Annotated in this window: 22 protein-coding genes, 1 pseudogene and 1 riboswitch; of the genes and pseudogenes, 10 read left to right on the forward strand and 13 right to left on the reverse strand. The window is 65.0% G+C overall.

Annotated features, from left to right (window positions below):
• Positions 1–126: 126 nt before the first annotated feature.
• The 11 genes and pseudogenes from motB to O4H32_RS12005 all read right to left on the reverse strand — a co-directional run.
• A pseudogene (motB, locus tag O4H32_RS11955) lies at positions 127–981 on the reverse strand (flagellar motor protein MotB); the annotation flags it as partial.
• Positions 982–999: 18 nt separating this feature from the next.
• Positions 1,000–1,872, reverse strand: a complete 873-nt coding sequence (gene motA / locus O4H32_RS11960) for a flagellar motor stator protein MotA (protein ID WP_269359454.1) — start codon at positions 1,870–1,872, stop codon at positions 1,000–1,002.
• Positions 1,873–1,993: 121 nt separating this feature from the next.
• Complete coding sequence (flhC, locus tag O4H32_RS11965; RefSeq protein ID WP_269359456.1) at positions 1,994–2,557, reverse strand: flagellar transcriptional regulator FlhC; 564 nt, start codon at positions 2,555–2,557, stop codon at positions 1,994–1,996.
• A 3-nt stretch (positions 2,558–2,560) separates the two neighbouring features.
• Positions 2,561–2,881 (reverse strand): flagellar transcriptional regulator FlhD, encoded by a 321-nt coding sequence (gene flhD, locus O4H32_RS11970; protein WP_269359458.1) that lies wholly within the window; start codon positions 2,879–2,881, stop codon positions 2,561–2,563.
• 357 nt (positions 2,882–3,238) lie between these two features.
• Positions 3,239–4,849, reverse strand: coding sequence for a glycerol-3-phosphate dehydrogenase/oxidase (locus O4H32_RS11975; RefSeq protein WP_269359459.1), 1,611 nt, complete (start codon positions 4,847–4,849; stop codon positions 3,239–3,241).
• Positions 4,850–4,863: 14 nt separating this feature from the next.
• Complete coding sequence (locus tag O4H32_RS11980) at positions 4,864–6,597, reverse strand: ABC transporter substrate-binding protein (protein ID WP_269359461.1); 1,734 nt, start codon at positions 6,595–6,597, stop codon at positions 4,864–4,866.
• A gap of 291 nt (positions 6,598–6,888) precedes the next feature.
• A complete protein-coding gene (locus O4H32_RS11985; protein WP_269359463.1) occupies positions 6,889–7,197 on the reverse strand; it encodes a DUF2160 domain-containing protein in 309 nt (102 codons plus the stop codon).
• 26 nt (positions 7,198–7,223) lie between these two features.
• Positions 7,224–8,042, reverse strand: coding sequence for a carbohydrate ABC transporter permease (locus O4H32_RS11990; RefSeq protein WP_269359465.1), 819 nt, complete (start codon positions 8,040–8,042; stop codon positions 7,224–7,226).
• The gene (locus O4H32_RS11995) at positions 8,035–8,928 is read right to left on the reverse strand and encodes a carbohydrate ABC transporter permease (protein ID WP_269359467.1); all 894 of its coding nucleotides are present in this window, start codon (positions 8,926–8,928) and stop codon (positions 8,035–8,037) included. The genes O4H32_RS11990 and O4H32_RS11995 overlap by 8 nt, the downstream gene beginning before the upstream one ends.
• The gene (locus tag O4H32_RS12000) at positions 8,925–10,004 is read right to left on the reverse strand and encodes an ABC transporter ATP-binding protein (RefSeq protein WP_269359469.1); all 1,080 of its coding nucleotides are present in this window, start codon (positions 10,002–10,004) and stop codon (positions 8,925–8,927) included. The genes O4H32_RS11995 and O4H32_RS12000 overlap by 4 nt, the downstream gene beginning before the upstream one ends.
• 1 nt (position 10,005) lies before the next feature.
• Positions 10,006–11,079 (reverse strand): ABC transporter ATP-binding protein, encoded by a 1,074-nt coding sequence (locus O4H32_RS12005; RefSeq protein WP_269359471.1) that lies wholly within the window; start codon positions 11,077–11,079, stop codon positions 10,006–10,008.
• A 132-nt stretch (positions 11,080–11,211) separates the two neighbouring features.
• On the opposite strand from O4H32_RS12005, the gene O4H32_RS12010 reads away from it, so the two are divergent.
• The 5 genes from O4H32_RS12010 to O4H32_RS12030 all read left to right on the forward strand — a co-directional run bounded on the left by O4H32_RS12010 (position 11,212) and on the right by O4H32_RS12030 (position 15,014).
• Positions 11,212–11,976 carry a DeoR/GlpR family DNA-binding transcription regulator gene (locus O4H32_RS12010; RefSeq protein WP_269359559.1) on the forward strand — a complete coding sequence of 255 codons (765 nt, stop codon included), beginning with the start codon at positions 11,212–11,214 and terminating at the stop codon, positions 11,974–11,976.
• A 12-nt stretch (positions 11,977–11,988) separates the two neighbouring features.
• On the forward strand, positions 11,989–13,482 hold the full coding sequence (gene glpK, locus O4H32_RS12015) for a glycerol kinase GlpK (protein WP_269359473.1): 1,494 nt from the start codon (positions 11,989–11,991) through the stop codon (positions 13,480–13,482).
• Between the two features lie 97 nt (positions 13,483–13,579).
• Positions 13,580–14,053 (forward strand): TM2 domain-containing protein, encoded by a 474-nt coding sequence (locus tag O4H32_RS12020; protein WP_269359475.1) that lies wholly within the window; start codon positions 13,580–13,582, stop codon positions 14,051–14,053.
• Positions 14,054–14,064: 11 nt separating this feature from the next.
• A complete protein-coding gene (locus O4H32_RS12025; protein WP_269359477.1) occupies positions 14,065–14,823 on the forward strand; it encodes a lipoyl protein ligase domain-containing protein in 759 nt (252 codons plus the stop codon).
• A gap of 11 nt (positions 14,824–14,834) precedes the next feature.
• Positions 14,835–15,014 (forward strand): ribbon-helix-helix protein, CopG family, encoded by a 180-nt coding sequence (locus O4H32_RS12030; RefSeq protein WP_269359561.1) that lies wholly within the window; start codon positions 14,835–14,837, stop codon positions 15,012–15,014.
• 10 nt (positions 15,015–15,024) lie between these two features.
• On the opposite strand, the gene O4H32_RS12035 is transcribed toward O4H32_RS12030, so the two are convergent.
• Complete coding sequence (locus O4H32_RS12035) at positions 15,025–16,635, reverse strand: SulP family inorganic anion transporter (protein WP_269359479.1); 1,611 nt, start codon at positions 16,633–16,635, stop codon at positions 15,025–15,027.
• A 189-nt stretch (positions 16,636–16,824) separates the two neighbouring features.
• Between O4H32_RS12035 and panD the strand changes: the two genes are divergently transcribed.
• The 3 genes from panD (at position 16,825) to O4H32_RS12050 (ending at position 19,266) form a co-directional block, all read left to right on the forward strand.
• Positions 16,825–17,238 (forward strand): aspartate 1-decarboxylase, encoded by a 414-nt coding sequence (panD, locus tag O4H32_RS12040; protein WP_269359480.1) that lies wholly within the window; start codon positions 16,825–16,827, stop codon positions 17,236–17,238.
• A 64-nt stretch (positions 17,239–17,302) separates the two neighbouring features.
• Positions 17,303–17,395: riboswitch (TPP riboswitch) on the forward strand.
• Between the two features lie 53 nt (positions 17,396–17,448).
• Positions 17,449–18,714: a purine-cytosine permease family protein gene (locus O4H32_RS12045; protein WP_269359481.1), complete on the forward strand. Its 1,266-nt coding sequence runs from the start codon at positions 17,449–17,451 to the stop codon at positions 18,712–18,714.
• 111 nt (positions 18,715–18,825) lie between these two features.
• Positions 18,826–19,266: a nucleoside deaminase gene (locus tag O4H32_RS12050; protein ID WP_269359483.1), complete on the forward strand. Its 441-nt coding sequence runs from the start codon at positions 18,826–18,828 to the stop codon at positions 19,264–19,266.
• Positions 19,267–19,375: 109 nt separating this feature from the next.
• On the opposite strand, the gene O4H32_RS12055 is transcribed toward O4H32_RS12050, so the two are convergent.
• Entirely contained in the window at positions 19,376–21,655 is a 2,280-nt protein-coding gene (locus O4H32_RS12055) for a nitric-oxide reductase large subunit (protein WP_269359485.1), read from the reverse strand.
• Between the two features lie 195 nt (positions 21,656–21,850).
• Here O4H32_RS12055 and norR point away from each other — a divergent pair, with 195 nt between their 5' ends.
• Together norR and O4H32_RS12065 are read left to right on the forward strand one after the other, a co-directional pair.
• Positions 21,851–23,425 (forward strand): nitric oxide reductase transcriptional regulator NorR, encoded by a 1,575-nt coding sequence (norR, locus tag O4H32_RS12060; RefSeq protein ID WP_269359487.1) that lies wholly within the window; start codon positions 21,851–21,853, stop codon positions 23,423–23,425.
• A 129-nt stretch (positions 23,426–23,554) separates the two neighbouring features.
• Positions 23,555–25,345: an ABC transporter ATP-binding protein/permease gene (locus tag O4H32_RS12065; protein WP_269359489.1), complete on the forward strand. Its 1,791-nt coding sequence runs from the start codon at positions 23,555–23,557 to the stop codon at positions 25,343–25,345.
• Positions 25,346–25,411: the final 66 nt, after the last annotated feature.

Here is a 25,411-nt window from a genome sequence, read left to right on the forward strand (position 1 = left end):
AGCGGGACTGGCCCCGGGAACCGGGGGCGGACTCGTCTGGGGCGCGGAACCGCCCCCCGCGCCGACACCTCCCCGCCCGGGAGCAGGTTGCCGGAGCAATTCCAGCCGTTCGCGGATTTTCATGCCCTCCTGGCCAGAGGCGTTCTGCTCGTCGATGCGCCGTTCGGCGCGACGATTCAGCACCAGGATGCTGATCCGGCGATTGACGGCCGCCAGGGGATCGTCCTTGACGAGATCAACGGTATCGCCCAGCCCGAGAATGCGCTTGATCTTGTTCTCGACCAAGCCGCCTGCGACCAGTTCGCGCCGCGCCGAGTTGGCGCGATCCGCCGACAGTTCCCAGTTGCTGTAATTCCGATCCCCGGTCGCGTAGCGCATCGCGTCGGTATGGCCGGAAATCGTGATCGGATTCGGCAGTTCGTTGATCAGCGGGGCGAGTTCCCGCAGGATGTCGCGCATGTACGTCTGCACCACCGCGCTGCCGGTGGTGAACATCGGCCGGTTCTGCTGGTCCAGAATCTGGATTCGCAAGCCGTCCGGCGTCATGTCCAGGAGCAGTTGGGGTCTGAATTGGCGCAGCACCGGATTGTGCTCAATCAGGTTATCGAGCTTCTGCTTCAGGTTTTCCAGGTTTTCCTGATCGATCAGGTCCTGCTGGGACTCCAGGTCGCCGTCGGGATTGGACGACGGCAAGGGATGCGGATTGGGGATCACGCTGGGGTCCCCGCCGGGGATCTGGGACTTGCTGTTGTCCATTTTTTCGCCGCCCGTGATCGCGGTCATCAACGGCATGCGGAAATATTCCGCGATGGACTGCAGATCCTTTTTCGGCACCAGCAGCAGCAGCCACATCACCAGAAAAAACGCCATCATCGCGGTCATGAAGTCCGCATAGGCGATCTTCCAGCTGCCCCCGTGATGGGATTCGCCGTATGCCCGCTTGCGACGGACGACGACGCGGCCGGTATCGTGTTTGGCCATGTCTTACGTCCCCTCGCGTCAGCGGCTGGCTGCCTGGTTCTTGGCCTGCCGCACATGAGCCTCGAGTTCGGAGAACGAGGGACGGACGGACGAGAACAAAACCTTGCGACCGAATTCGACGGCCAGCGGCGGCGGGTAACCATTCATGCTGGCCAGCAGGGTGACCTTGATGCATTCAAGCACCTTGATCGACGCCACCGACTGGCGCTCGACCGCCGAGGCGAACGGCGCGCAAAAGCCATAGGACAACAGGATGCCCAGGAAAGTCCCCACCATGGCCTTGGAAATCAGGTCGGCCAGAACAGCCGGCGGCTGATCGACGGCCGCCAGCGCCTTGACCACCCCCAGCACCGCGGCCACGATGCCGAAGGCGGGCAGCCCGTCGGCCACGGCGCGCACGGCGTTGACTGGAGAATGATGCTCGTTGTGCAACGCCTCGATCTCCTGGTCCATCAGCGTTTCGATCTCGAAGGAGTTCATGTTCCCGCTGATCATGATGCGCAGGTAATCCGTCAGGAATTCCATGATCTTGGCATCCTGCTGGACCAGCGGATACTGGGTGAAGATGGCGCTGGCCTTGGGATCCTCGATGTCGGACTCAATGGACATCAACCCATCTCGCCTGGCCTTGTTCAGCAGGACGTACAGCAGGGCCATCAGCTCCATGTAGAGCGATTTGCCATAAGGGTTGCGCTTGATCGCCTTGGGCACGGCTTCCAGCAACAGCTTGATCGAGGCGCCGTTGCTGGAAGCAATGTACGCGCCCAGCGCCGCGCCGCCGATGAGCGTGAATTCGAAGGGCTGATACAGGGCGCCCATGTGGCCGCCCATCGCGACGAAACTGACAAAAACCCCCGCCGCTACGATGAGGTACCCCAGGATGATAAACACGTGCGCACGCCTCGAGAATCAGAATACCGTGATCATCCCCTGTTTTCCTGCATTCAAAAGCACGGTTAAACAGGCCTTTTTGTCCACAAATCCCTAGTCTGCCCGACCGGGGGCTGTCGTCCTAGACCGATAGGCGCGCGGCCGATCGCCGTCGCGCGCGGGTCTTGCCTGCTCGCGGCGGCGGCTTGCAGATCGCGCAGACGAAACCGCACTCCGGGTCGTGTGCATGGGCCACGAACAGGCCCTGGCATTGCTGACAGCCGGACAATTGCACCAGTCCGCTTTCAAAGAACCTCACCAGCATCCAGGCGCGCGTGAAGCTGAGGACCGGCTCGTCCGACCCCTCTCCGGGCTGCAGCCCTACGGAGGACTGCTCAAGATACAGACGATAGGCCTCGACCAGGGCCTGCGACTTCTTCGCCGGAGTGAAGACGTCCATATAGCGGTAGATGTTGTAGAACAGGCTCGAGTGAATGTTCGGCAGCCAGGTCATGAACCAGTCCACAGAGAACGGCAGCATGCCCTTGGGCGGCGAAGCGCCCTTGACCTCGCGGTACAGGCGCGCCAGCCGGTCGTAGCTGAGGGAAGTCTCCGCCTGCAGCACCTGCAGACGGGCTCCCAGACGGATCATGTCCGTGGCGAGCAGGATATCATCGGCTTCCCTGGAAACGCTCTTGCTGGACATGGATCAAGCGGAGGCGATTTCCTGCCGGGCCATCAGGATGGTGGAGTGCGCCTGCTGCAACACCCCGCCCAGCACCTCATGCGTCAGGGAATTGAGCAGTTGGGCGTCGTTCAGCCTGAAGGCGCACAGTACGGAATTGGAACTGGCCAGCCGGACAATCTGGGCCGGCGACAGATTGAGGACGATTTCCGCGACATCGGCGTCGAAACCGAGCCGGAACATGCCAGCCGCCAGGTTTTCACGCAGCAGACGCTGGGCCAGCATCAAGTAGGACAGATTGACCTCACGGATGTCGTTCAACAGCGTGGCATCAAGAGTGGACATGGGATCCCTTTTTGGCTATTGCCGAATTCCGTCGATGGAATCCAGCGCATCACAGACAGGCCGGAGGCAATGCCTGCCCCAGAATCAATTGTCACAAATCATTGGTCACAACAATCAAATCCAGACATTGAAAATACATTTTCATGCACATTTGACATGAACGGTAGGAGTATATCCTCAACTGCCACCATTCTTGACGCTACTTAACATTTATCAAAAGAAATTTTTGTTTTTGAATGTAATTCATTCTAGGGATAACCATAAGTAGATTATGGCTTACCCCAAGAGGCGTTGTTCTGAAACCACATCAGCCTCAGCCTGCGACACGCTGAATCGTGACGCTCAGGCGTTACAGAATCAAGTCGGGACGCAACGGTACTGTTCGGCCAAGGCCAGAAAAGCGTCCAGATCGCCGTCAGAGCCTATTTCCTCGGCCAGGATGCGGGAGACCATCGGGGCGGCCTCGATCGCCCGCGCCGCATGCAAAAACAGCATCCGGTGGCGCCGGGCCAGGACATCCTCCACGGTGCGCGCATATTCTCGACGCGCGGCATGACGGACCATGGCTTCACTCAACCCCAGTCCCAGATCATTGCCGGCTCCCGGAAGCGCCTGAACGTCGACGGCCTCTGTGCCATAGACATGCAGTCCCGGCGGGTCCGTCAGGCGTGTGGCGGGCGCGTCCGGAGGCGGCGCCCCCAACAGCGGGAAGCGGGCCGTCCGGCAAGGCGGCAGGTCCGGCACCAGTCCGGCGTCCCTGCAATGGCGCAGGACATCCTCGGCCATGGAACGGTAGGTGGTCCACTTGCCTCCGGTCACGGTCACCAGTCCGGACGGACTGACCCGGACGGTGTGCTCGCGGCTGATGGCCTTGGTGCCGCCCTCGTCCTCGTGCGCGGGCCGCACCAGGGGACGCAACCCGACCCAGACGCTGAGCACGTCCTCGACCCTGGGAGCGCGCGCCAGCACATGGGCGGACTCGTTCAGGATGAAGGCGACCTCCTCGGGCAACGCCCGGGGTTCGCGGACCACGGCATCGCGCGGGGTATCGGTGGTCCCCAGAATCAGATGCCCCAGCCAGGGGACGGCGAACAGCACCCGGCCGTCCCGGGTGCGCGGGACCAGCAAGGCTTCGGTCGATGGCATGAAGGACCGATCGACCACCAGGTGTACCCCCTGACTGGGGGCCACCATGGGCGTGGTGTCCTGCCCCCGGGCCGCGTCGTCCAGGCGGCGCAGATCGTCGACCCACACCCCGGTGGCGTTGATGACGCAACGGGCCCGGACTGTGCCTTCGCGGCGTCCGCCGGTATCCAGGGCATCGCGCCAGCGCACGCCGCCGACACGGCCGTTTTCATGCAGCACATCGATGACGGGACAGTAATTCAGCACCAGTGCCCCCTGAACGGCCGCCGTGCGGGCCAGGGTCAGTCCCAACCGGGCATCGTCGAACTGCCCATCCCAATACTTGACGCCGCCGAACAGGCCGGCCGTCTGCAAGCCCGGCAGTTGGGCCGCCGTGCGGGCGCGCCCCAGCCATTCGGTGCGGCCCAGACTGGCCGAGCCTGCCAGGGCATCGTAGACTTTCAGACCGGTGCCGTAGAACGGCACTTCCCAGGGCCGATAGGCGGGCATGACAAACGCCAGCGGCTGAGCCAGGTGCGGCGCGTTGTTCAGCAGCGCCCGGCGTTCGTGCAGGGCTTCGCGCACCAGGCCGATGTTGCCCTGGGCCAGATAGCGGACCCCTCCGTGCACGAGCTTGGTTGCGCGCGACGAGGTGCCGCCAGCGAAATCGCAGGATTCCAGCAGCAGGACCGACAGCCCCCGCAAACGGGCATCCAGGGCGACGCCCAGGCCGCTGGCGCCGCCACCGATGACGATCAGATCGACCTCGGACAAGGCCTCGAGATCATGCAGCAATCGATCCCGATCCGTCGTGACGGGCGGCGGGGCAGCGGTCTGGGACATCTTTCACACTCCGATCAACGGGCGCGGCCTTCCTTCCAGGCCTGCAACAGGGAATCGTAGGACACGGTCTCCGGCTTCGGATTCTCATTGGCGAGTTTCTTCCACGGGGCGTGTTCATCGCTGAGCCACTTGGCCGGATCGCTCTTTTCATTGAGCTTGGGCGCGCAGCGCTTCATGCCGGCGCGCTGCAGCCGGGACATGACCTTGTCCATTTCATTGGCCAGGTTGTCCATGGCCTGCTGCGGCGTCTTTTCCCCGGCGATGGCCTGGGAAACGTTGCGCCACCACAGTTGCGCGAGCTTCGGATAATCGGGCACATTGGTGCCGGTCGGGGTCCAGGCCACCCGCGCCGGGCTGCGATAGAACTCGATCAGACCGCCGTACTTGCTGGCGTTCTTCGTGAAGTAATCACTGTGGATGTCGCTGTCGCGGATGAAAGTCAGGCCCTCGATGGATTTTTTCAGCGAGGTCGTCTTGGCGGTCACGAACTGGGCATACAGCCAGGCGGCGGCGACCTTGTCCGGATCATGGTCCTTGAAAAAGGTCCAGGAACCCACATCCTGGTAGCCGTTCTGCATGCCCTCCTTCCAGTAAGGGCCGTGCGGGGCCGGCGCCATGCGCCACTTGGGCGTGCCGTCCTCGTTGACCACCGGCAGGCCCTTCTTGGTCATGTCGGCCGTGAAGGCGGTGTACCAGAAAATCTGCTGGGCGATCTCACCCTGGGCAGGCACGGGGCCCGCTTCGGAGAAGGTCATGCCCAGCGCTTCCTTGGGCGCGTACTGCTTCATCCAGTCGATGTATTTGGTCAGTGCATAGACGGCGGCCGGCGAGTTGGTCGCCCCGCCGCGCGCCACGGAAGCGCCGACCGGCGTGCATTTGTCGTCGGCCACGCGGATGCCCCATTCGTCCACCGGCAGGCCGTTGGGGGTGCCCTTGTCGGCCGAGCCCGCCATCGACAGCCAGGCGTCGGTGAATCGCCAACCCAGGGACGGATCCTTCTTGCCATAGTCCATGTGACCATAGATGGGCTTGCCGTCCAGGGTCTTGATGTCCTCGGAGAAGAACTTGGCGATGTCCTCGTAGGCGGTCCAGGTGACCGGCACGCCCAGTTCGTAGCCGTACTTGGCCTTGAATTTTTCCTTCAGGTCAGGCCGGTTGAACAGGTCGTAGCGGAACCAGTACAGATTGGCGAACTGCTGGTCTGGCAACTGGTACATCTTGCCGTCCGGCGCGGTGGTGAAGGACGTGCCGATGAAGTCCTTCAGGTCCAGATCCGGATTGGTGTATTCCTTGCCGGCGCCATTCATGTAGTCGGTGAGCGACAGGACTTCGCCGTAGCGATAGTGCATGCCGATCAGGTCGGAATCGGAGATCCAGCCGTCATAGATGGATTTGCCCGACAGCATCGAGGTCTGCAGCTTCTCGACTACGTCGCCTTCCTGGATCAGATCGTGGTTGACCTTGATTCCGGTGATTTCCGCGAAGGCCTTGGCCAGGACTTTGGATTCGTATTCGTGGGTGGTGATGGTTTCGGACACCACGTTGATTTCATTGACCCCTTTGGCCTTGAGCTTGGCCGCGGCGTCGATGAACCATTGCATTTCGGCCATCTGCCGGTCCTTGCTCAGCGTGGACGGCTGGAATTCGTTGTCGACCCATTTCTGGGCCTCGGCGGTGCCGGCCCAGGCGGCCTGGCCCCCCAGGGCGCAAGCGACGGCCAGCGCCAAGGCGGTATGGCGGAATCTCATTATGTTCTCCTCTGTGTGCTCCCCTGCCCTGTCGACCGGTGCCGCCCGGGGAAATAGGCCGCACCGTCAATACATCCACGTCGCCGCTTGCAAGCGGCTCAACTCAAAACCGCGCCATCTCTCCACGTCGCCGCTTGCAAACGGCTCAACTCAAAACCGCGCCATCTCTCCACGTCGCCGCTTGCAAGCGGCTCAACTCAAAACCGCGCCATCTCTCCACGTCGCCGCTTGCAAGCGGCTCCGATTCGCCTGGCTGATGACAGTCCGCAGGGGACTGTCATCAGTCCAGGCTCATCCCTTCCTCATGATCAGTGTCAGGGTGGCCATGGACAGGATGAAGCTGATCCAGACTGAGGGTTCCTCGTCCAGGGCGAACCAGTCCATGAAGGTTTCGCCCAGGCCGAGGAAAGCCAGGTTGATGTAGGCGGCCACCAGCAGGCCGATGAACAGACGGTCGCCGCGCGTGGTCGCCATGGGCAAAAAGCCTTTGCGCAGCAGCGTGGGCGAGCGGATTTCCCAGACCGTCATGAAGGCCAGCATCAGCGCGATGCAGATGAAGAACACGGCGGTGGGCGTGGTCCAGACCATCCAGTCGAACATGGCGTATTCCTTTGAGTGCGGCCGTCTCAGACGCGTCCCATCGCGAAGCCCTTCGCGATGTAGTGACGCACGAACCAGATGACGATGGCGCCCGGCACGATAGTGAGCGTGCCGGCTGCCGCGAGGGTGGCCCAATCCATCCCCGAGGCCGAGACCGTTCGTGTCATGATCGCCACGATGGGCTTGGCGTCGACGCTGGTCAGCGTGCGTGCCAACAGCAGTTCCACCCAACTGAACATGAAGCAGAAGAAGGCCGCCACCCCCACGCCCGACTTGATCAGCGGCAGGAAGATCGTCAGGAAGAAACGTGGAAAGCTGTAGCCGTCTATATAAGCGGTCTCGTCGATTTCCCTGGGGATGCCGCTCATGAAGCCTTCCAGGATCCAGACCGCCAGCGGCACGTTGAACAGCAAGTGCGCCAGCGCCACGGCCCAGTGCGTGTCCATCAGCCCCAGGGTGGAGTAGAGCTGGAAGAACGGCAGCAGGAACACCGCGGGCGGTGTCATGCGGTTGGTCAGCAGCCAGAAGAACACATGCTTGTCGCCCAGGAATGAATAGCGCGAAAAGGCGTAGGCCGCCGGCAAGGCCACGGCGATCGCCATGATCATGTTCAGGCAGACGTAGATCAGGCTGTTGACGTAGCCCATGTACCAGGACGGATCGGTCAGGATCAGCCGGTAGTTGGCCAGCGTGAATTCGCGCGGAAAAAGGGAGAACTCGGCCAGAATGCCCTGGTTGGTCTTGAAGCTCATGACCACCATCCAGTAAATGGGGATCAGGGCGAACGCCAGGTACAGGATCAGGAAGATGGTGCGCTTGCGCGGCAGGAACGAGCGGTCAGTCATGAGCGGCTTCCGAATCCCGGGTGCCGACGCGCAGCATCCAGTTGTACAGGACGAAACAGAACATCAGGATGATGAGGAAATAGACCAGGGAAAAAGCGGCCGCCGGCCCCATGTCGAACTGACCGATGGCCTTCTGGGTCAGATACTGACTGAGGAACGTCGTGGAATTGCCCGGTCCGCCGCCCGTCAGCACGAAGGGTTCGGTGTAGATCATGAAGCTGTCCATGAAACGCAGCAGCACGGCAATCATCAGCACACCGCGCATCTTGGGCAACTGGATATAGCGGAACACGGCCCATTTGCTGGCGCCGTCGATGCTGGCGGCCTGATAGTAGGCCTCGGGAATGGACTGCAGGCCGGCGTAGGCCAGCAGCGCCACCAGCGGCGTCCAGTGCCAGATGTCCATCAGCAGCACGGTCAGCCAGGCGTGAAGGGGGTTGCCGACGTAGCTGTAGTCCAGCCCCAGGCGGGCCAGGGTCCAGCCGAAGAGGCCGATGTCGGTCCGGCCGAAGATCTGCCAGATCGTGCCCACCACATTCCAGGGGATCAGCAGCGACAGGGATACGATCACCAGGACGGCCGAGGCCCGCCAACTGCGCGCCGGCATGGACAGGGCCAGCGCCACCCCGAGAGGGATCTCGATGGCCAGTACAGCGCCGGAAAACAACAGTTGCCGCCACAGCGCTGCATGCAGGTCCTCGTCGCGCATGATGCTGGCGAACCACTCGGTGCCGACGAACACCGCATTGTCCGGCGAAATAATATCCTGTACCGAATAATTGACCACGGTCATCAGCGGGATGATGGCGGAGAACGCCACGCACAGGATGACAGGCAGGATCAGCCACCAGGCTTTCTGGTTGACGGGTTTGACGGTCGCACTCATCCCACGAGCTCCTCGTTGCGGTAATAGCGGGTATGGGGGCCGACCAGCGCCAGATGCACGACCTCGCCCTCGGCGGGCGGCTCGGCGTCGGCCGGCAAGTGGATCTTCACCTCCCGATCATCGACACGGACGCCCAGCAACTGGCTGGTGCCGATGTGCCGCACCTGGGTCACGGTGGCCGGCACGGTCCCCGCGTCATCACCGGACGCAAGACCCAGGTATTCGGGCCGGATGCCCAGGGTCAGCGGCCCGGCCGGCAAGGACAGAGCCTCCGGTTGGCCGAGGCGCCGCTCGCCCAGCCAGAGCGCGCCGTCGGCGCGCACGTCGACCGGCAACAGATTCATGCCGGGCGAGCCGATGAAATGCCCCACGAAGGTGTGGCGCGGCCGCTCGAAGAGGTCCGCCGGAGTGCCCTGCTGAACCACCCGGCCGCGCGCCATCACCAGGACCTGGTCGGCGAAAGTCATGGCCTCGACCTGGTCGTGGGTGACGTAGATCAGCGTCAGGCCCAGTTCATGATGGATCTGCTTGAGCTTGCGGCGCAGCGCCCATTTCAGATGGGGATCGATCACCGTCAGGGGCTCGTCGAACAGCACCGCCGAAACGTCCGGGCGCACCAGTCCCCGCCCCAGGGAGATCTTCTGCTTGGCGTCGGCCGCCAGATTGGCCGCGCGCTGATCGAGCTGGCCGGACAGATCGAGCATTTCCGCGATGCGCCCGACGCGTTCGCGGATCCGGTCGGCCGGCACCTTGCGGTTGCGCAGGGGAAAGGCCAGGTTTTCTCCGACCGTCATGGTGTCGTAGATGACGGGAAACTGGAACACCTGGGCAATGTTGCGTTCCTGGGGCGTGGCGCGGGTGCGGTCCACGCCATCGAAACGGATGGCGCCGTGCGATGGCGTGACCAGGCCCGAGATGATGTTGAGCATGGTGGTCTTGCCGCAGCCGGACGGCCCCAGCAAGGCATAGGCTCCGCCGTCTTCGAAAGTGATGTCCAGCGGCAGCAGCGCATAGTCGGCGTCGGAGCGGACGGTGTGCACGTAGCTGTGGGCCAGTTGAAGCTCGATGCGCGCCATATCAGGCCTCCCGCGCCCGGGGCGACCGCAGCAGGGATTCGTCCGGACCGAACACATAGGCCCGGCGGCTGGAAAAATGCAGGGTCACGGGATCTCCCAGGCTGTAATGCTGGACGCCCGGCATCTGGGCCACCAGATTCCCGACCGGCGTCTCGGCATGAACATAAGTGGCGGACCCGGAGATTTCAGCGAGCTGGACTCGCCCGGGAATTCTGCAGTCTGCGCCCATGTCGGTGAGCGACAGGTCGGCCGCGCGCAGGCCGACAGTCACGTCGCCATCGGGCACATCCTGGCCGGACGGGAGGCTCACGTCGGCCAGTGCCCGCAGGCTGACCGCCGCGCGGCCGGCGCGGGCCGCCAGGAAGTTCATGGGCGGATCGCTGAACGCGCGCGCCACCCGGATCGATGCGGGCCGCCGGAACACTTCCAGCGTCGGGCCGTACTGCAGCAGCTCGCCCTGATCCAGCACGGCCGTATAACCGCCGAGCAACAGCGCCTCGCCAGGCTCGGTCGTGGCGTAGACGACAGTGGAACGGCCCTGGTCGAACAGGGCGCCGAGTTCTTCACGCAATTCCTCGCGCAGCTTGTAGTCCAGGTTGACGAGCGGTTCGTCCAGCAGCATCAAAGGCGCGTCTTTGGCCAGGGCGCGCGCCAGGGCGACCCGCTGCTGCTGACCGCCGGACAGTTCGGACGGCAGGCGGTCCAGAAACTCTTCGATATGCAGCGCGCGGGCAATCTCGCGCACCCGGGGCATGAAGTCCGCCTCGCCGCGCAGCCGCAGCGGCGAGGCGATATTGGCGGCGACCGTCATGGACGGGTAATTGATGAACTGCTGGTACACCATGGCGACGTTACGGTGACGCACCGGAAGGCCGGTGACGTCGACGTCGTCGACCAGAACCCGGCCGGTGGTGGGCACGTCCAGACCGGCCATCAACCGCATCAGACTGGTCTTTCCCGCGCGGGTCACCCCCAGCAGGACCGTAACGGCGGATTCCCGCAGCGCCAGATCCAGAGGGTGAAGCCAGGTTTCGGCGCCGACTTTCTTGCCGACGCGAGCCAGCTTGAGCTGCATGGGCCCTTACTCCATAAGTTCCTTTTTGTGAATTATTGTTCGTTTTCACTCTTTTTTCTGTCCATATAAACCCTAAGATTCTTTCCTTTCCTTTCGCTGTACAGTGTGCCGGTCATGACGAAGGCCGATTCCATGCACCCCAACCCCCGCCAGATCAAGCTGCTCAACCGCCTGCAGAGCTCGGGCTCCTGCAGCCTGGAAACACTGGCCGGCGACCTGGACGTCACGGTCCAGACGGTTCGCCGCGACGTCCAGCGTCTCGCCGAAGCGAACCTGCTGGTCCGTTTCCACGGCGGGGTCCGGCTGCCCAACTCGACCATCGAGAACATCGCCTATCGCCAGCGCGCCCAGCTGCATGCCGCCGAAAAAGAACGCATCGCCCAGGCCATCGCGCGCGAAATTCCCAACGACTGCTCGCTGCTGATCAACATCGGCACCACCACGGAAGCGATCGCACGCGCGCTGTCCAGCCATACTGGGCTGCGGATCATCACCAACAACGTCAACGTGGCCTACACCCTGGGCCGGCAACCCGGCTGCGAGGTCATTCTGGCCGGAGGCAACGTGCGCGCCCGCGACCTGGGCATCGTGGGGGAAGCCACGGTGGAATTCATCCGCCAGTTCCGCGCCGACATCGCACTGATGGGCATATCCGGCATCGAGGCCGACGGAACGCTGCGCGACTACGACTTCCGCGAGGTCAAGGTGTCCCAGGCCATCATGCAGTCGGCCCGGGAGGTCTGGATGGCCGCGGATACCAGCAAATTCCACCGGCCGGCCATGGTCAGGCTGGGTGAACTGTCCCAGATCGGCCGCCTGTTCACCAACGCGCGCCCCCCGGAACCTTTCCCCGGCCTGCTCAAGGCCGCCGGCGTGGACTGCGTCATCGCCCCCTGAGGACATCCAGACATGACTTACCTGCTCGCCCTGGACCAGGGTACCTCCAGCACCCGCAGCATCGTCTTCGACAGCCAGGGCCGCATCGTGGGCCTGGCACAGCGGGAATTCGCCCAACACTATCCGCAGCCAGGCTGGGTCGAGCACGACCCGCTGGAAATCTGGCAGACACAACGCGACACGATCGGCGAGGCCATTCACCGGGCGGGCGTGGCCGCGCGCGACATCCGCGCCATCGGCATCACCAACCAGCGCGAGACCACCGTGGTCTGGGACCGCCGCACGGGGGAGCCCATCCACCGGGCCATCGTCTGGCAGGACCGCCGGGCCGAACCGACCTGCGCCGAACTGCGCGAACAAGGCCTGGAACCGGAGATACGAAAACGCACCGGCCTGCGCGTCGACGCCTATTTTTCCGCCACCAAACTGAAATGGATCCTGGACCATGTCCCCGGCGTGCGCGCCCGCGCCCAGGCCGGGGACCTGTTGTTCGGCACCGTCGACAGCTGGCTGATCTGGAAGCTGACCGGCGGCAGACACCACCTGACCGATGTCAGCAACGCGGCTCGCACCATGCTGATGGACGTGCACACCAACGCCTGGGATCCGGAGCTGCTCGACTGGCTGGACGTGCCGGCGCGCATGATGCCGGGCATCCTGCCTTCATCGGCCGATTTCGGCGCCACGGACCCGGATCTGCTGGGCCACGCCGTCCCGATCTGCGGCGTGGCTGGCGACCAGCAGAGCGCCTTGTTCGGCCAGGCATGCTTTCGCCCCGGCATGGCGAAGAACACCTATGGCACCGGTTGCTTCATGTTGATGCACACGGGCGACCGCTTCCAGATATCCGGCAACGGCCTGGTGACGACCAGCGCGGCACAACCCGACGCCCGCCCCGCTTACGCCTTGGAGGGTAGCGTGTTCGTGGGCGGCGCCGTGGTCCAGTGGCTGCGCGATGGCCTGCGCGCTTTCGTGCGCAGCAGCGACATCGAAGAGCTGGCCCGCAGCGTGCCGGACTCGGGCGGGGTGATGTTCGTGCCCGCCTTCACCGGCCTGGGCGCGCCCTGGTGGGATCCCGAGGCACGCGGTACCATCACCGGCCTGACGCGTGGCACCTCGATGGCCCATATCGCCCGGGCCGCCCTGGAAAGCATCGCCTACCAGAGCGCCGCCCTGCTGCAGGCCATGAGTCGCGACGCCCAGGCGGCCGGCGCGGCCCCGTTGCGGGAACTGCGTGTGGACGGCGGCGCCTGCGTCAATGATCTGCTGATGCAGTTCCAGGCGGACCTCCTGGGCATTCCCGTGCTGCGTCCCACCATGGTGGAAACCACGGCCTTGGGAGCGGCTTTCCTGGCCGGCCTGCAGGCGGGTGTCTACGCCGACCTCCGGGAGCTGGAATCGCTCTGGCGGGTCGAACGCCGCTTCGAGCCTGCCATGCCGCGCGACGAAGCGTCCGGACGGCTGGCTGAATGGGACCACGCGATCCGACAGGCCTGCGCGCGCTGAACCAGCTCGCCCGCAATCCCGATAAAATAAGGTCTTGCACCCGCCAGGTCGGGCGCATGCCCGGCGTCCGGCCGGGCCTCACATGCACAGGACCCCCATGCTGAAGAAACTGATCCTGGTCGTGGCGATCTTCCTCGTCATCCTGCTCGCCCTGAGCTTCGGGGAAACCGTCTTTCGCGAAGTCTTCGCCTGGATCTCGTCCCTGACGGGCGTGCTGATCCGCAACTTCGGCGACCTGTACCACGCCGCAGCGGGCTATCTGCACGCCCACACCGGCAAGGTCCTGCTGGCACTGGCCCTGACCGTTCCCGCCAGCCTGTGGATTCTGCGCTCGCGCGGCGAAACCCTGGGCCAGCCGGCCAGCCAGCGCAAGATCGCCATCGTGCTGGCGGTTTTCCTGGGCTGGCTCGGCGCGCACCGCTTTTACCTGGGCCAGATCGGCTGGGGACTGGGCCTGCTGATCCTCTGCTGGCTCTTCTTGCCCCTGGCCGTCGTGGTGGGGCTGATCGACGCGATCCGCTATCTCTTCATGGACGACGACACTTTCGCGACGACCCAACTGTCCCGGTAAGACTCACGCCCATGTCGGCCCCGCATTCCGGCTACCGCTTGCTGGACATTCCTTTCGGCGCCGGCCCGCTGGCCGACGAAGTCCTGCTGACCCCCGCCATCCAGGAACCGGTCGCCTGCCTCTGGCGGACGGCCCCGGGGCTGGTGGTGCCGCGCACCTATGCGGCCCGTCCGGAGTTCGCGGCGGTCCGGGCCGACTTCGCCGCCCGCGGGTGTCCCATCCACGTGCGGCAATCGGGCGGCGGCGTGGTGCCTCAGGGGCCGGGCATCTTGAACCTGAGCCTGGCGCAAGTGTTCGCCGGCCGTCCGCTCGATCACGCCGAAGCCCTCTACCGGCACCTGTGCGCACTGATCAGCGACGCGCTGGCCGTCTTCGGCATCGAAGCCCGGGCACAGCCGGTCGAGGGCTCGTTCTGCGACGGCAGGTACAATCTGGCCGTGCCGTCCCCGGACCGCAAGATCGCCGGTACCGCGCAGGTCTGGCGGCGCATCCCGGGACACGCGCCCGACCGCCACGTGGGGCTCGTACACGCCCTGATCCTGGCGCAAGGCGATCCCGCCGAACTGACGGCACGCGCCAACGCACTGGAAGCCGCGCTAGGATCCAGCCGCCGCTACGATGCGGACCGGATCACGACGCTGGACCGGCTGCTGCCGCCTGACGAGCACCCGGACTTTCCATCGGCCCTGGAAGCGCGGCTGCAAGAAACCCTGCGGGCCCGGTCGCCGTTGCCGACGACCGCACCGGCCCGACCGAGACCCGAACCATGAGCCCGACCCCGCTGGAAAACAAGACCGCCCGCTTGACCGTTCTGATCGATCCGAACAAGAAAAAAGCCTTCGAGCAGCTCTGCGCCCGTCAGGACCTGACGCCCTCGCAAGTGGTACGGCAACTGATCCGGGAATATCTGGCCCGCCACGACGTGGACTGGACTCCCAGCAAACCGCATCCCCGGTCGTAGCGCCGACGGATCAGGTCCGCGCCGAGGCCAGCGCCGCGGCGAGATCCGGCTGGAAATCGTTCGCACCCAGCCTGGACAAGGTGCCCATGCGACTCAGTTTGGCGCGGATCCGGGCTTCGGCGCCGCACAGGATCACGCGCACCCCACGGGCCTGCGCGGCCGAGATCTCGTCATCGAGCGCCTGCAGCGCCGTGGCGTCGGCGAAAGGCGACTGGTCCAGGCACAGGATCAGTACGGGCGCACGCGCATCCCGGAACGCGGCCCGCAAAGGCTCGACCGCGGCGAAGAACAATGGCCCCCGGACCCTCAGCGCACGGATTCGCGGCTCCTCTTCGCCGGAGGTTGCGTCCGGGATCTCCACCGGCGCCACGTCAACGCTGGACGCCATGCGGCGCAGAAAATGCAGGACGGACAGCACGATCCCGATGTTGACCGCCACGACGAGGTCGGCGAAGACCGTCAGCAGCAAGGTGAGACACAGAATGACGGCATCCGCGCGCGGCGCGTGCCGGACCAGACGCGCCACACGGTGCGCCTCGCTCATGTTCCAGGCGACCACGAACAGGATCGCGGCCAGCGTGGCCAGGGGAATGTTGCGCGCCAGCGGCGCGAACGCCAGCAGCACCAGCGCCAGCACCAGGGCGTGGACCACCCCGGCCAGCGGCGCGATGCCGCCGCTGCGGATGTTGGTGGCCGTCCGAGCGATGGCGCCCGTGGCCGCGATCCCGCCAAACAAGGGGCTGATCACATTGGCAAGGCCCTGACCGAACAGTTCGGCGTTCGAATCGTGCCGCGTCCCGGCCATGCCGTCGGCAACGACGGCCGACAGCAGCGATTCGATGGCCCCGAGCAACGCGATCGTGAACGCCGGGCCGATCAGCGGCACGATCCGGTCCAGCCCGCCCTCGGGCCAATGTGGCATCGGCAACCCGCGCGGCAATTCACCGAAAGTGCTGCCGATGGTGGCCAGTTGAGGGAACTGGGCGATCCCCTGCAGGATCGTCGCCACGACCAGGGCCAGCAGAGGGCCGGGGATCCGCCGCAGGAGGGACACCCGCCGGGGCAGCAGCACCAGCGCCAGCGAACCGAGACCGAAAGCGGTGGTCACCGGATCCAGCTCGGGCAGATGCCGCACCAGGAACCAGAGCTTTTCATGGAAGAAATGACCTGGCACGGCCGGCAGGCCGAAAAAGGCCTGCCACTGGCCAACCCAGATGATGATGCCGATGCCGGCCGTAAACCCCAGAATCACCGGCAGGGGAATGTACCGGATCACGCCGCCCAGGCGTGCCAGGCCGAAGGCGCACAGGATCAGACCCGCCATCAAGGTGGCGAGCTGCAGGCCCGCGACCCCGTGCTCCGCGACGATCCCCGACAGGATAACGATGAAGGCCCCCGTGGGGCCGGCGATCTGCACCCGGCTGCCGCCGAACAGGGACACCACCACGCCCGCCACGATGGCGGTGTACAGACCCTGTTCGGGCTTGACCCCGGAGGCGATCGCGAAGGCCATGGCAAGCGGCAACGCCACCACGCCGACAATCACCCCCGCCACGATATTCCCCGCCCAATGCCTGGGTGACCACAGCCCTGCTTTCCAGGCTTCCTGCGCAGCAAACATGATGTTCCGTCCGATGATCCGCATGTCCGAATCCGGCGCTCATGCCGCCCATGCGAAACATGACCGCATTCGATACACATTTAATTATAATGACATGCGCATACCCGGGTAGGCTTTGTGGGCGGGGACTGATGCTGCAATGCAACGCGCTAAAATGCCGGCTGCTCAATTTTCCCCTCCGGATTTCAAGTGAGAAAAATCGTCCGCGCCAAACTGCATGGTATTCGCGTCACCGGGGCCGACCTGGACTACCACGGCTCCATCACCCTGGACCCCGACCATTGCGAGGCCGCCGGCATCCTGCCCATGGAATTCGTGGACATCTGGAACAAGAATTCCGGCGCCCGCATCAGCACCTACGTGATCTACGGCGAGCGCGGATCACGTTGCTGCATTCTGAACGGCGCGGCGGCACGCACCTGCCAGCGCGGCGACGAGGTCATCATCGCCAACTCGGAATACATCCAGGCATCCGAACTGGAGCACATCAAGCCAGTGGTACTGACGTTCAACCCCGACAACAGTGTGCGCGAACACCTGGGCTATTCCGTCGGTCGCGACGATCAGGGCCGGCTCAGTTTCGAGATCGTGCGTTTCGATTAGGCTCAGGCCTGGCTTGCCCCCGGATCGGGGCAATCCTACAATCGAACCCGATACGCCTTTTATCGAGCCTCGCTAGGGGTGCCGCCACGGCGGCTGAGACAGTCCCTTCGAACCTGATTGAGATCATCCTCGCGCAGGAAAGCAGCTCGCTCCGGCGGCTGCCCGCCCGCCGCCCGCGTCTGCTTCCCGCCTTATTCCGACAGGCACGCCATGCAGACATCCGCTTCCCACCCTTTCCCCGCACCCGAACGCGTCTTCGGCTGGCGTGACCACACCGCCTTATGGTTCAGCCTGGGCGTGGGCCTGCTGGTCATGCAGGTCGGCGCCTATCTGGTGCCGGCGCTGGGCACACGCGACGCCCTGGCGGCCGTGATCGCCGGCTCGATCCTCGGGGCCGGGCTGCTGGCCTGGGTAGCCCGCCTGGGCTGCGACAGCGGCCTCTCCAGCGCCGGCCTGATCCACACTGTCTATGGCCGGCGATTCGCCCGCCTGCCCGTGCTGCTGAACATCGCGCAGCTGCTCGGCTGGGCGACCTTCGAACTGGTCGTGATGCGCGACGGCACCGCCGCCATCGCCCGCCAGGCCCTGGGCCTGGACGTGGGCCTGGCGCTGCCCACGCTGTTCTGGGGGCTGATCGTCCTGGCATTGCTGCGCGGCTCCATGATCACCCTGGTGCGGCGCATCGTCAGTCGTATCGGCCTGCCCCTGGTGGTCCTGTCGCTGATCTGGCTGACCGTCCAGTTCGCCCTCAAGCTGGACGGCGAAGGGCTGCGCGCCCTGTGGCTGCGCACCGGGGACGGCAGCATGAATGCCTTCCAGGCGCTGGATCTGGTGATCGCCATGCCGGTTTCCTGGTTGCCGCTGGTCGCGGACTACGCCCGGCATGGCCGCAGCGGCCGGGGCGCGCTTGCGGGCACCTGGCTGGGCTATACGGTCGCCAACATCTGGTGCTATGCGCTGGGCGTGCTGGTGATCACCGTCACCGGTCCGGATCTGGACATGGTGAGCGCCCTGCTGCTGGCGCAGGGCGGCCTGGTTGCCCTGGGCCTGATCCTGATCGACGAGCTGGACAACACCTACGGCGACCTGTATTCAGGTTCGGTATCCGCCCAGAGCCTGCGGGGCGACGTGAGCCTGACGACCTGGGGCACGCTGCTGGCCGCGGTCTCCATCGGGCTGGCGATGGTGCTGCCCATGCACACGCTGGAACCGTTCCTGCTGACGCTCAGCTCGGTCTTCGTGCCGTTGTTCGGCACCATCCTGGGACGCCTGGGGACGCAAACCGCCCGCCTCGCCGAGGCGCCTCGCGCCCTGCACTCCGCCCCGGCCCTGATCTGGGTGCTGGGGATCGGGGTCTACCACGCCCTGGCCCAATGGGCGCCGCAATACGGCAGCGCCCTGCCGACACTGCTGCTGACCTTCGCGCTGGGGGCGCTCAGCGCGCGCGCCGGCGCGAGGGCCGCTCAGGCCGCCTGAGTCGCGTCGGGAACGGCCGGGGGCCGGCCGCCTCGTGCCGTCCCCGGATTCCCCGGGACGCGCCGCGCCCTTATCATGGCAGGCATCGGAAACTTTCCAGGAGACAGAGCCATGAAAGACCCCTTCATGCAGGCGGCCATCGAGGAAGCCCGCCAGGGACTGGCCGAAGGCGGCATCCCCATCGGCTCGGTGATCGCCTATCGCGGCGAAATCATCGGCCGGGGCCACAACCAGCGGGTACAGAAAGGCAGTGCCATCCTCCATGGCGAGATGGACGCCCTCGAGAACGCAGGCCGGCGGACGGCCGACGTCTACCGCGAATCCACGCTCTACACCACGCTTTCGCCGTGCCCGATGTGCAGCGGCACGATCCTGCTGTACGGCATCCCGCGGGTGGTCATCGGCGAAAACCGGACATTCATGGGCGAAGAAGCGCTGCTGCGCGCGCGCGGCGTCGAGATCGAGGTCCTTCAGGATCCGGAATGCCTGGATCTGATGCGCCGTTTCATCGAAGCCAACCCGCGCCTCTGGAACGAGGACATCGGGGTCTGAACGCCACGGGCACAAGACCGGGCCGGCCCATGAAAAAAGCCCGCCTCTTCCGAGGCGGGCCGGGCCGGGGACCCGTTTCGGGCACCCCTTTGCAAGAAGATGAAGCGGCTTATGTCCGCTGCGCGGCCAGACCGGCATCGGAGGCGGGCAAGGCCGCCTTGCCGTCGAACAGGGCGGTGACGACTTGCCACATGACGCCCAGGCCGCCGACGATGAAGACCACGTCGCCGAACGTACGGGTCCAGCGCAGCGTCTGCAGGATGTCCTGCTGCATGAAGGTCTCGCTGCGCGCCCACCAGGTGCCCACGCTCACGCTGGCGTGGAACTGCATCAGGCCGATCGGCAGCAGGCTGAGCGTGATCATCATCACCAGGCCGATGTTCATGCACCAGAAGGCCGTATTCATCAGACCGTCGTTGAAGCGCATGTTCGGACGCACGTAGCGCAGCACGAACAGGGTGAAACCCAGGGCCAGGAAGCCGTACACACCGAACAGGGCCGCGTGCGCATGCACCGCCGTGGTGTTCAGACCCTGCACGTAGTAGAGTGCGATCGGCGGATTGACCATGAAGCCGAACACCCCGGCGCCGAGCATGTTCCAGAAGGCCACGGCGACGAAGAACTTCAACGGCCAGCGCAGGTTTTCCATCCACGGCGCGCGTTCCTTCAGGCGCCAGTTTTCCCAGGCTTCGTAGCCCAGCACGACCAGCGGCACGACTTCGAGGGCGCTGAACGAGGCACCGATGGCCATGATCGGCGTCGTGGTCCCGGAGAAGTACAGATGGTGCATGGTGCCCGGGGTGCCGCCCAGCATGAACAGCACAGCCGAACTCAGGCTGGCGATCGTGGCGCCGCGCTTGGACACCAGGCCCATGGTCGAGAAGATGAAGGCCAGCGCCGTGGTGGCGAACACTTCGAAGAAGCCCTCGACCCACAGGTGCACCACCCACCAGCGCCAGTACTCCATGATGGTGATGTTGGTCTTTTCGCCGTAGGCCAGACCGGCCCCGTAGAACAAGCCGATGCAGATCACCGAGGCGCTGAACAGGGCCAGCAGGTTCTTGTCGCCCTTTTGCTTGAGCGCCGGCACGATCCCGCGCAGCATCAGGAACAGCCAGAACACGACGCCCAGGAACTTGCCGATCTGCCACAAGCGGCCGAGTTCGACATACTCATAGCCCTGATGGCCCAGCCAGAAGCTCCATTCGGCCGGGATCAGATGAGCGATGGCGGCGAAATTGCCGGTGAACGAGCCCACGACCACCAGGATCAGCGCCCAGAACAGAACATCCACACCCAGCTTCTGATGTTTGGGATCCTTGCCGCCATTGAGGATCGGCACCAGGAACAGGCCCGCAGCCAGGAAACCGGTGGCGATCCAGAACAAGGCGGCCTGGATGTGCCAGGTGCGCACCAGGGAATACGGCAGCCATTTGGACATGTTGATGCCGTAGAAGGTCTGCCCTTCGACCGTGTAGTGCGCGGTGAAGCCGCCGATGAAAATCTGCGTGACGAACAGGGCCACGACCAGGAACAGATACTTGCCCAGGGCGCGCTGCGAGGCCGTCAGCGGGATCTGCAGGATCGGATCGCGGGCCGGCGCGGGGCCGTCGTCGTGCTCCTTGTGCGTGAACGCCCAGGCCCAGACCAGCAGGCCCACGCCCGCGATCAGGATGATCACGCTCATGATCGACCAGATCACGTTTTCCGCCGTCGGCACGTTGTCGATCAGCGGCTCATGCGGCCAGTTGTTGGTGTAGGTGGCGACGCTGTCGGGCCGGTCGGTCGAGGCGGCCCAGGCGGTCCAGAAGAAAAAGTCCGCCAGGCGGGCGCGGGCTTCCGGCGAAGGCAGCGTGCCTTCCTTCATGGCGAAATGCTTGCGCGATTCGTGCATGGAGGCATCGTCGCCGAACAGCTTGTCGTAGTAGACGGCCGTCTGCGCGATCGCCTGGGCACGCCGGTCGGACACCGTGACGACGCCCGTGGCGGCATCATAAGTGTTCTTCCGGTATTCGTCCTTCAGGCGGCGCTGCAGAGAAGCCTGCGCGTCCGCGTCCAATTGGTCGAACTTCATGCCGTACTGTTCCTGGGCGGCCAGATCCAGCCAGGCCGTCAGTTCACGGTGCAGCCAGTCGGCGGTCCAGTCCGGCGCCTGATAGGCGCCATGCCCCAGGATCGAGCCGACCGTCATGCCGCCCGCGGACTGCCAGGCGCTTTGTCCATCCAGGATCTGGGTCTCGGTGGTCACGACCTTGCCGGCGGCCGTGACCACCTGCGCCGGAATGGGAGGTGCGTTGTTATAGACTTCCTTGCCCATCCACCCAAGGATGGCAAAAGCCACCAAAAGAACGCCGATCAGCGTCCACCATAACTTCTTGTACTCACCCATTCTGCGCTCCTTCTGCAGCCACGAGAGGTTCCGGTTACGACGCCTGGATGGCGCCACTTGTTTTGCTTCACCCACTACCAAGCAATAAGCGTGCCAACTCCGCCACCTAGGGAAACTACTGATATAGATCAAAAACGGTATTTTTTACCCTATTCAAAAAGGTAAAAAATACCTTTTGATGGTATAAAACACCCTATGGAAAAGACGCTTCTCAACGATCTGACCGCCGATCTGCCCGATGGCGTGCGTCTGCAGCGCGCCGCCACGGCCATCCGCCAGGCCTTCGCCTGCGACGCCGTCGGCCTGCTGATGCTGGATGCCGCCGATACCCTGCACCTGGTCGCGGCCGCCGGACTGGCCCACGAGGCCTTGGGGCGGCGCTTCGTCGTCGCCCAGCATCCGCGCTTCGCCACCATCCTGTCGCGCCGCGAACCCACCTGGTTCGATCCGGAAAGCGTCCTGCCGGACCCCTACGATGGCCTGCTCGACGACCGCAAGGGCTCGCCCCTGCCGGTGCACGACTGCATGGGCATGACGCTCTACCGCCAGGACCGACCCTGGGGCATCATGACCCTGGATGCGCTCGCCACCGGCGCCTTCGACGAGGCCGCGCGCGCGCGGCTGATGCAGCTTGGCCTGATCCTGCAGGCCGCTGTGCGTGTCACCGAGCTGGAACGCGAGAACCGCCAGCTACGTCAACTGGGCAGCTCCCAGCAAGGACTGGAACGCATCGGCGAGGCCACCGAGATCCTGGGGCACAGCGAGGCCATCCAGTCGCTGCTCCACGAGCTGGACCTGGTAGCCGACTCGGACCTGCCCATCCTGCTGCTGGGCGAAACCGGCGTGGGCAAGGATCTGTTCGCGCGCCGTCTGCACCGGCACTCGCGCCGCAGCGAGCAACCCATGATCCAGGTGAACTGCGCGGCGCTGCCAGAATCCCTGGCCGAGAGCGAGCTGTTCGGCCACGTGAAAGGCGCCTTTTCTGGGGCGACGTCCGACCGCCCCGGACGCTTCGAGGCCGCCCAGGGCGGCACCCTGTTCCTGGACGAGGTGGGCGAATTGCCGCTCAGCCTGCAGGCCAAACTGCTGCGCGTACTGCAAAACGGAGAAATCCAGCGGCTCGGCACGGACCAGGTCATCAAGACGGATGTGCGCATCATCGCCGCCACCAACCGCGACCTGAAGGCGAATACCCAGGCGGGGCTGTTCCGCACCGACCTGTACCATCGCCTCTCGGTCTATCCCATTCCGATCCCCCCGCTGCGCGAGCGTGACCGGGATGTCCTGATCCTGGCCGGTCATTTCCTGGAATTCAGCCGCGCCCGCCTGGGACTGCGCGGCGTGCGCCTTTCCTACGAGGCAGAGCGCGCCCTGCGCCGCTACCCCTGGCCCGGCAACGTCCGCGAACTGGAGCACGTCATCAGCCGCGCCGCGCTGAAGATGCTCAGCCGCGGCGCCTCGCGCGACCAGGTGCTGACCATCGGCCCGGAGTTGCTGGACCTGGACATCGACCCGCCCGAGCCTTCGGCTGACGAACGTTCACGGGTCTCCACCGTCGATCCCGTCCCGCCGTCGTCCCCGCCCATCGAAACCATCCCGGCACTGCGCGACAGCGTCGAGATCTGCCAGCGTCGCGCCATCGGCGAGGCCCTGGCCGCCACACGCGGCAATTGGGCCCAGGCCGCGCGTGCGCTGGGACTCGACCCCAGCAATCTGCACAAGCTTGCCCGCCGCCTCGGCATGAAGCACGAACCCGGCTCCCTGCCCTGAATCCGCGCCGGCCCAGGCGCGTCGCCACCTCGCCGGAACTATTCCGCATCCCTGCGCCTCCAACTACAATCCCTTCGCCCGGCCGTTTCGGCGGGCGCCACCGATCGAACATCAAGGAACCGCACTCCCATGCAATGGCAAGACGTCCTGATCGAAAGCGGCCTGTGGCTCGCCAAGGCTTACGCGCTCACCCTGCTGATCGGCGCCGCCGTCGCCTGGGGCCTGACCCGCTTCACCCGCTGGGGGCGGCAGTTCCGGCGTCTGAGCGCCGGCTATTTCTCCCTGCGCCGCAGCTGGAAACCGCTGGCCGGCGTCGCCCTGATCCTGTTGCTGACGCTCGCGGCCGTGCGCCTGGACGTGCTGTTTTCCAATTGGTACAACACCATGTACAGCGCGCTTCAAGCGCTGGACGAGCCGGGTTTCTGGGCGGCCATGCTGCTGTTCTCGCTGCTGGCGGCCGTGCATGTCATCCGCTCCCTGTTCGACTTCTACGTCCAGCAGGCCTTTGTCGTGCATTGGCGCGAATGGCTCAACGAACAGTTGCTGGGCCGCTGGATGCAAAGGCAGGCCTACTACCGTTCGCAATCGCTCAGCCACCTGGCCGACAACCCGGACCAGCGGATCCAGCAAGACATCACCAACTTCGCCCAGAGTTCCATGACGCTGGCCGTGGGACTGATCAATGCGCTCGTATCGACCATCGCCTTCACCGTGATCCTGTGGAACCTGTCGGGCCCCATGACCGTGCTGGGCCACGAGATCCCCAGGGCCATGGTGTTTCTGGTCTTCATCTACGTGTTCCTGGCCACGCTGCTGGCGATCTGGATCGGCAAACCGCTGATCCGGCTGAACTTCCTGAACGAGAAACTGAACGCCGACTACCGCTACGCCCTGGTCCGCGTGCGTGAATATGCCGAAAGCATCGCCTTTTACCGGGGCGAACGTGTCGAGGGCCGGACGCTGCGTCACGGCTTCGCCCGGGTGATCGGCAACGCCTGGGACATCATCCACCGGTCCCTGAAATTCCTGGGTTTCAACTTCGTCGTGACCCAGACCGCCGTGGTCTTCCCCTTCATCCTGCAGGCGGCACGGTTCTTTTCCAAGCAGATCAGCCTGGGCGACCTGATCCAGACCGCCCAGGCATTCGGCCGCCTGCAGGACAATCTGTCCTTCTTCCGCAACATCTATGACAGCTTCGCCACTTACCGCGCCACGCTGGAGCGTCTGTCCGGATTCGACGACGCCATCGATGCTGCGCGGGCCATGGAGTTGCCGCATACCCATCAGGATGGCGGCCGCCTTGCGCTGCTGGGCGTGACCGTGAACCGTCCCGACGGCCATGCGCTGATCAAGGACCTGAACCTGGAAGTCGCCCCCGGGCAGCCCCTGCTGGTGCGCGGCCCATCGGGATCGGGCAAGACCACGCTGCTTCGCATGATCGCCGGCATCTGGCCACACGGCTCGGGCGAGATCATCCGCCCCGACACATCCGCCTTGTTCCTGGCCCAGAAGCCCTACCTGCCTCTGGGCACCCTGCGTCAGGCCCTGCATTATCCGCAGCCCGCCGACGCAGTCCCCGCCGGTCGGGACGAGGCCATCCTGGACCGCGTGCAACTGGGTCACCTGCGCGACAGGCTCGACGTCGAGGATGACTGGAGCCGCATCCTGTCCCTGGGAGAGCAACAGCGTCTGGCCTTCGGCCGCCTGCTGATCGCCCGGCCACAGGCCGCGTTCCTGGACGAGGCCACGTCCGCCATGGACGAAGGCCTGGAAGACGCCATGTACCGCCTGCTGCGCGAGCAGTTGCCCGATGCCCGGATCATCAGCGTGGGCCACCGCGGCACGCTGCGACGGCATCACGGCTGCGAACTGTCGCTGCAGGGAGAAAGCGGCGGCTGGACCCTGAGCCCGATCGAGTGACCCACAGGGGACCGCTGAACACGCCTGCAAGCCCCGGCGGGCGGCTCCGCCGGCATCCGGGTACGG

It is taken from the genome of Castellaniella denitrificans, assembly GCF_027214045.1.
Lineage (GTDB): Bacteria > Pseudomonadota > Gammaproteobacteria > Burkholderiales > Burkholderiaceae_B > Castellaniella > Castellaniella denitrificans_A.

Bases quoted from the DNA above. Each gene is read 5' to 3' on its own strand.
- flhC (WP_269359456.1), bottom strand. From the start codon at position 2,557: ATGTCCAGCAAGAGCGTTTCCAGGGAAGCCGATGATATCCTGCTCGCC.
- flhD (WP_269359458.1), bottom strand. From the start codon at position 2,881: ATGTCCACTCTTGATGCCACGCTGTTGAACGACATCCGTGAGGTCAAT.
- O4H32_RS11975 (WP_269359459.1), bottom strand. From the start codon at position 4,849: ATGTCCCAGACCGCTGCCCCGCCGCCCGTCACGACGGATCGGGATCGA.
- O4H32_RS11980 (WP_269359461.1), bottom strand. From the start codon at position 6,597: ATGAGATTCCGCCATACCGCCTTGGCGCTGGCCGTCGCTTGCGCCCTG.
- O4H32_RS11985 (WP_269359463.1), bottom strand. From the start codon at position 7,197: ATGTTCGACTGGATGGTCTGGACCACGCCCACCGCCGTGTTCTTCATC.
- O4H32_RS11990 (WP_269359465.1), bottom strand. From the start codon at position 8,042: ATGACTGACCGCTCGTTCCTGCCGCGCAAGCGCACCATCTTCCTGATC.
- O4H32_RS11995 (WP_269359467.1), bottom strand. From the start codon at position 8,928: ATGAGTGCGACCGTCAAACCCGTCAACCAGAAAGCCTGGTGGCTGATC.
- O4H32_RS12000 (WP_269359469.1), bottom strand. From the start codon at position 10,004: ATGGCGCGCATCGAGCTTCAACTGGCCCACAGCTACGTGCACACCGTC.
- O4H32_RS12005 (WP_269359471.1), bottom strand. From the start codon at position 11,079: ATGCAGCTCAAGCTGGCTCGCGTCGGCAAGAAAGTCGGCGCCGAAACC.
- O4H32_RS12010 (WP_269359559.1), top strand. From the start codon at position 11,212: ATGCACCCCAACCCCCGCCAGATCAAGCTGCTCAACCGCCTGCAGAGC.
- glpK (WP_269359473.1), top strand. From the start codon at position 11,989: ATGACTTACCTGCTCGCCCTGGACCAGGGTACCTCCAGCACCCGCAGC.
- O4H32_RS12020 (WP_269359475.1), top strand. From the start codon at position 13,580: ATGCTGAAGAAACTGATCCTGGTCGTGGCGATCTTCCTCGTCATCCTG.
- O4H32_RS12025 (WP_269359477.1), top strand. From the start codon at position 14,065: ATGTCGGCCCCGCATTCCGGCTACCGCTTGCTGGACATTCCTTTCGGC.
- O4H32_RS12035 (WP_269359479.1), bottom strand. From the start codon at position 16,635: ATGTTTGCTGCGCAGGAAGCCTGGAAAGCAGGGCTGTGGTCACCCAGG.
- O4H32_RS12045 (WP_269359481.1), top strand. From the start codon at position 17,449: ATGCAGACATCCGCTTCCCACCCTTTCCCCGCACCCGAACGCGTCTTC.
- O4H32_RS12050 (WP_269359483.1), top strand. From the start codon at position 18,826: ATGAAAGACCCCTTCATGCAGGCGGCCATCGAGGAAGCCCGCCAGGGA.
- O4H32_RS12055 (WP_269359485.1), bottom strand. From the start codon at position 21,655: ATGGGTGAGTACAAGAAGTTATGGTGGACGCTGATCGGCGTTCTTTTG.
- norR (WP_269359487.1), top strand. From the start codon at position 21,851: ATGGAAAAGACGCTTCTCAACGATCTGACCGCCGATCTGCCCGATGGC.
- O4H32_RS12065 (WP_269359489.1), top strand. From the start codon at position 23,555: ATGCAATGGCAAGACGTCCTGATCGAAAGCGGCCTGTGGCTCGCCAAG.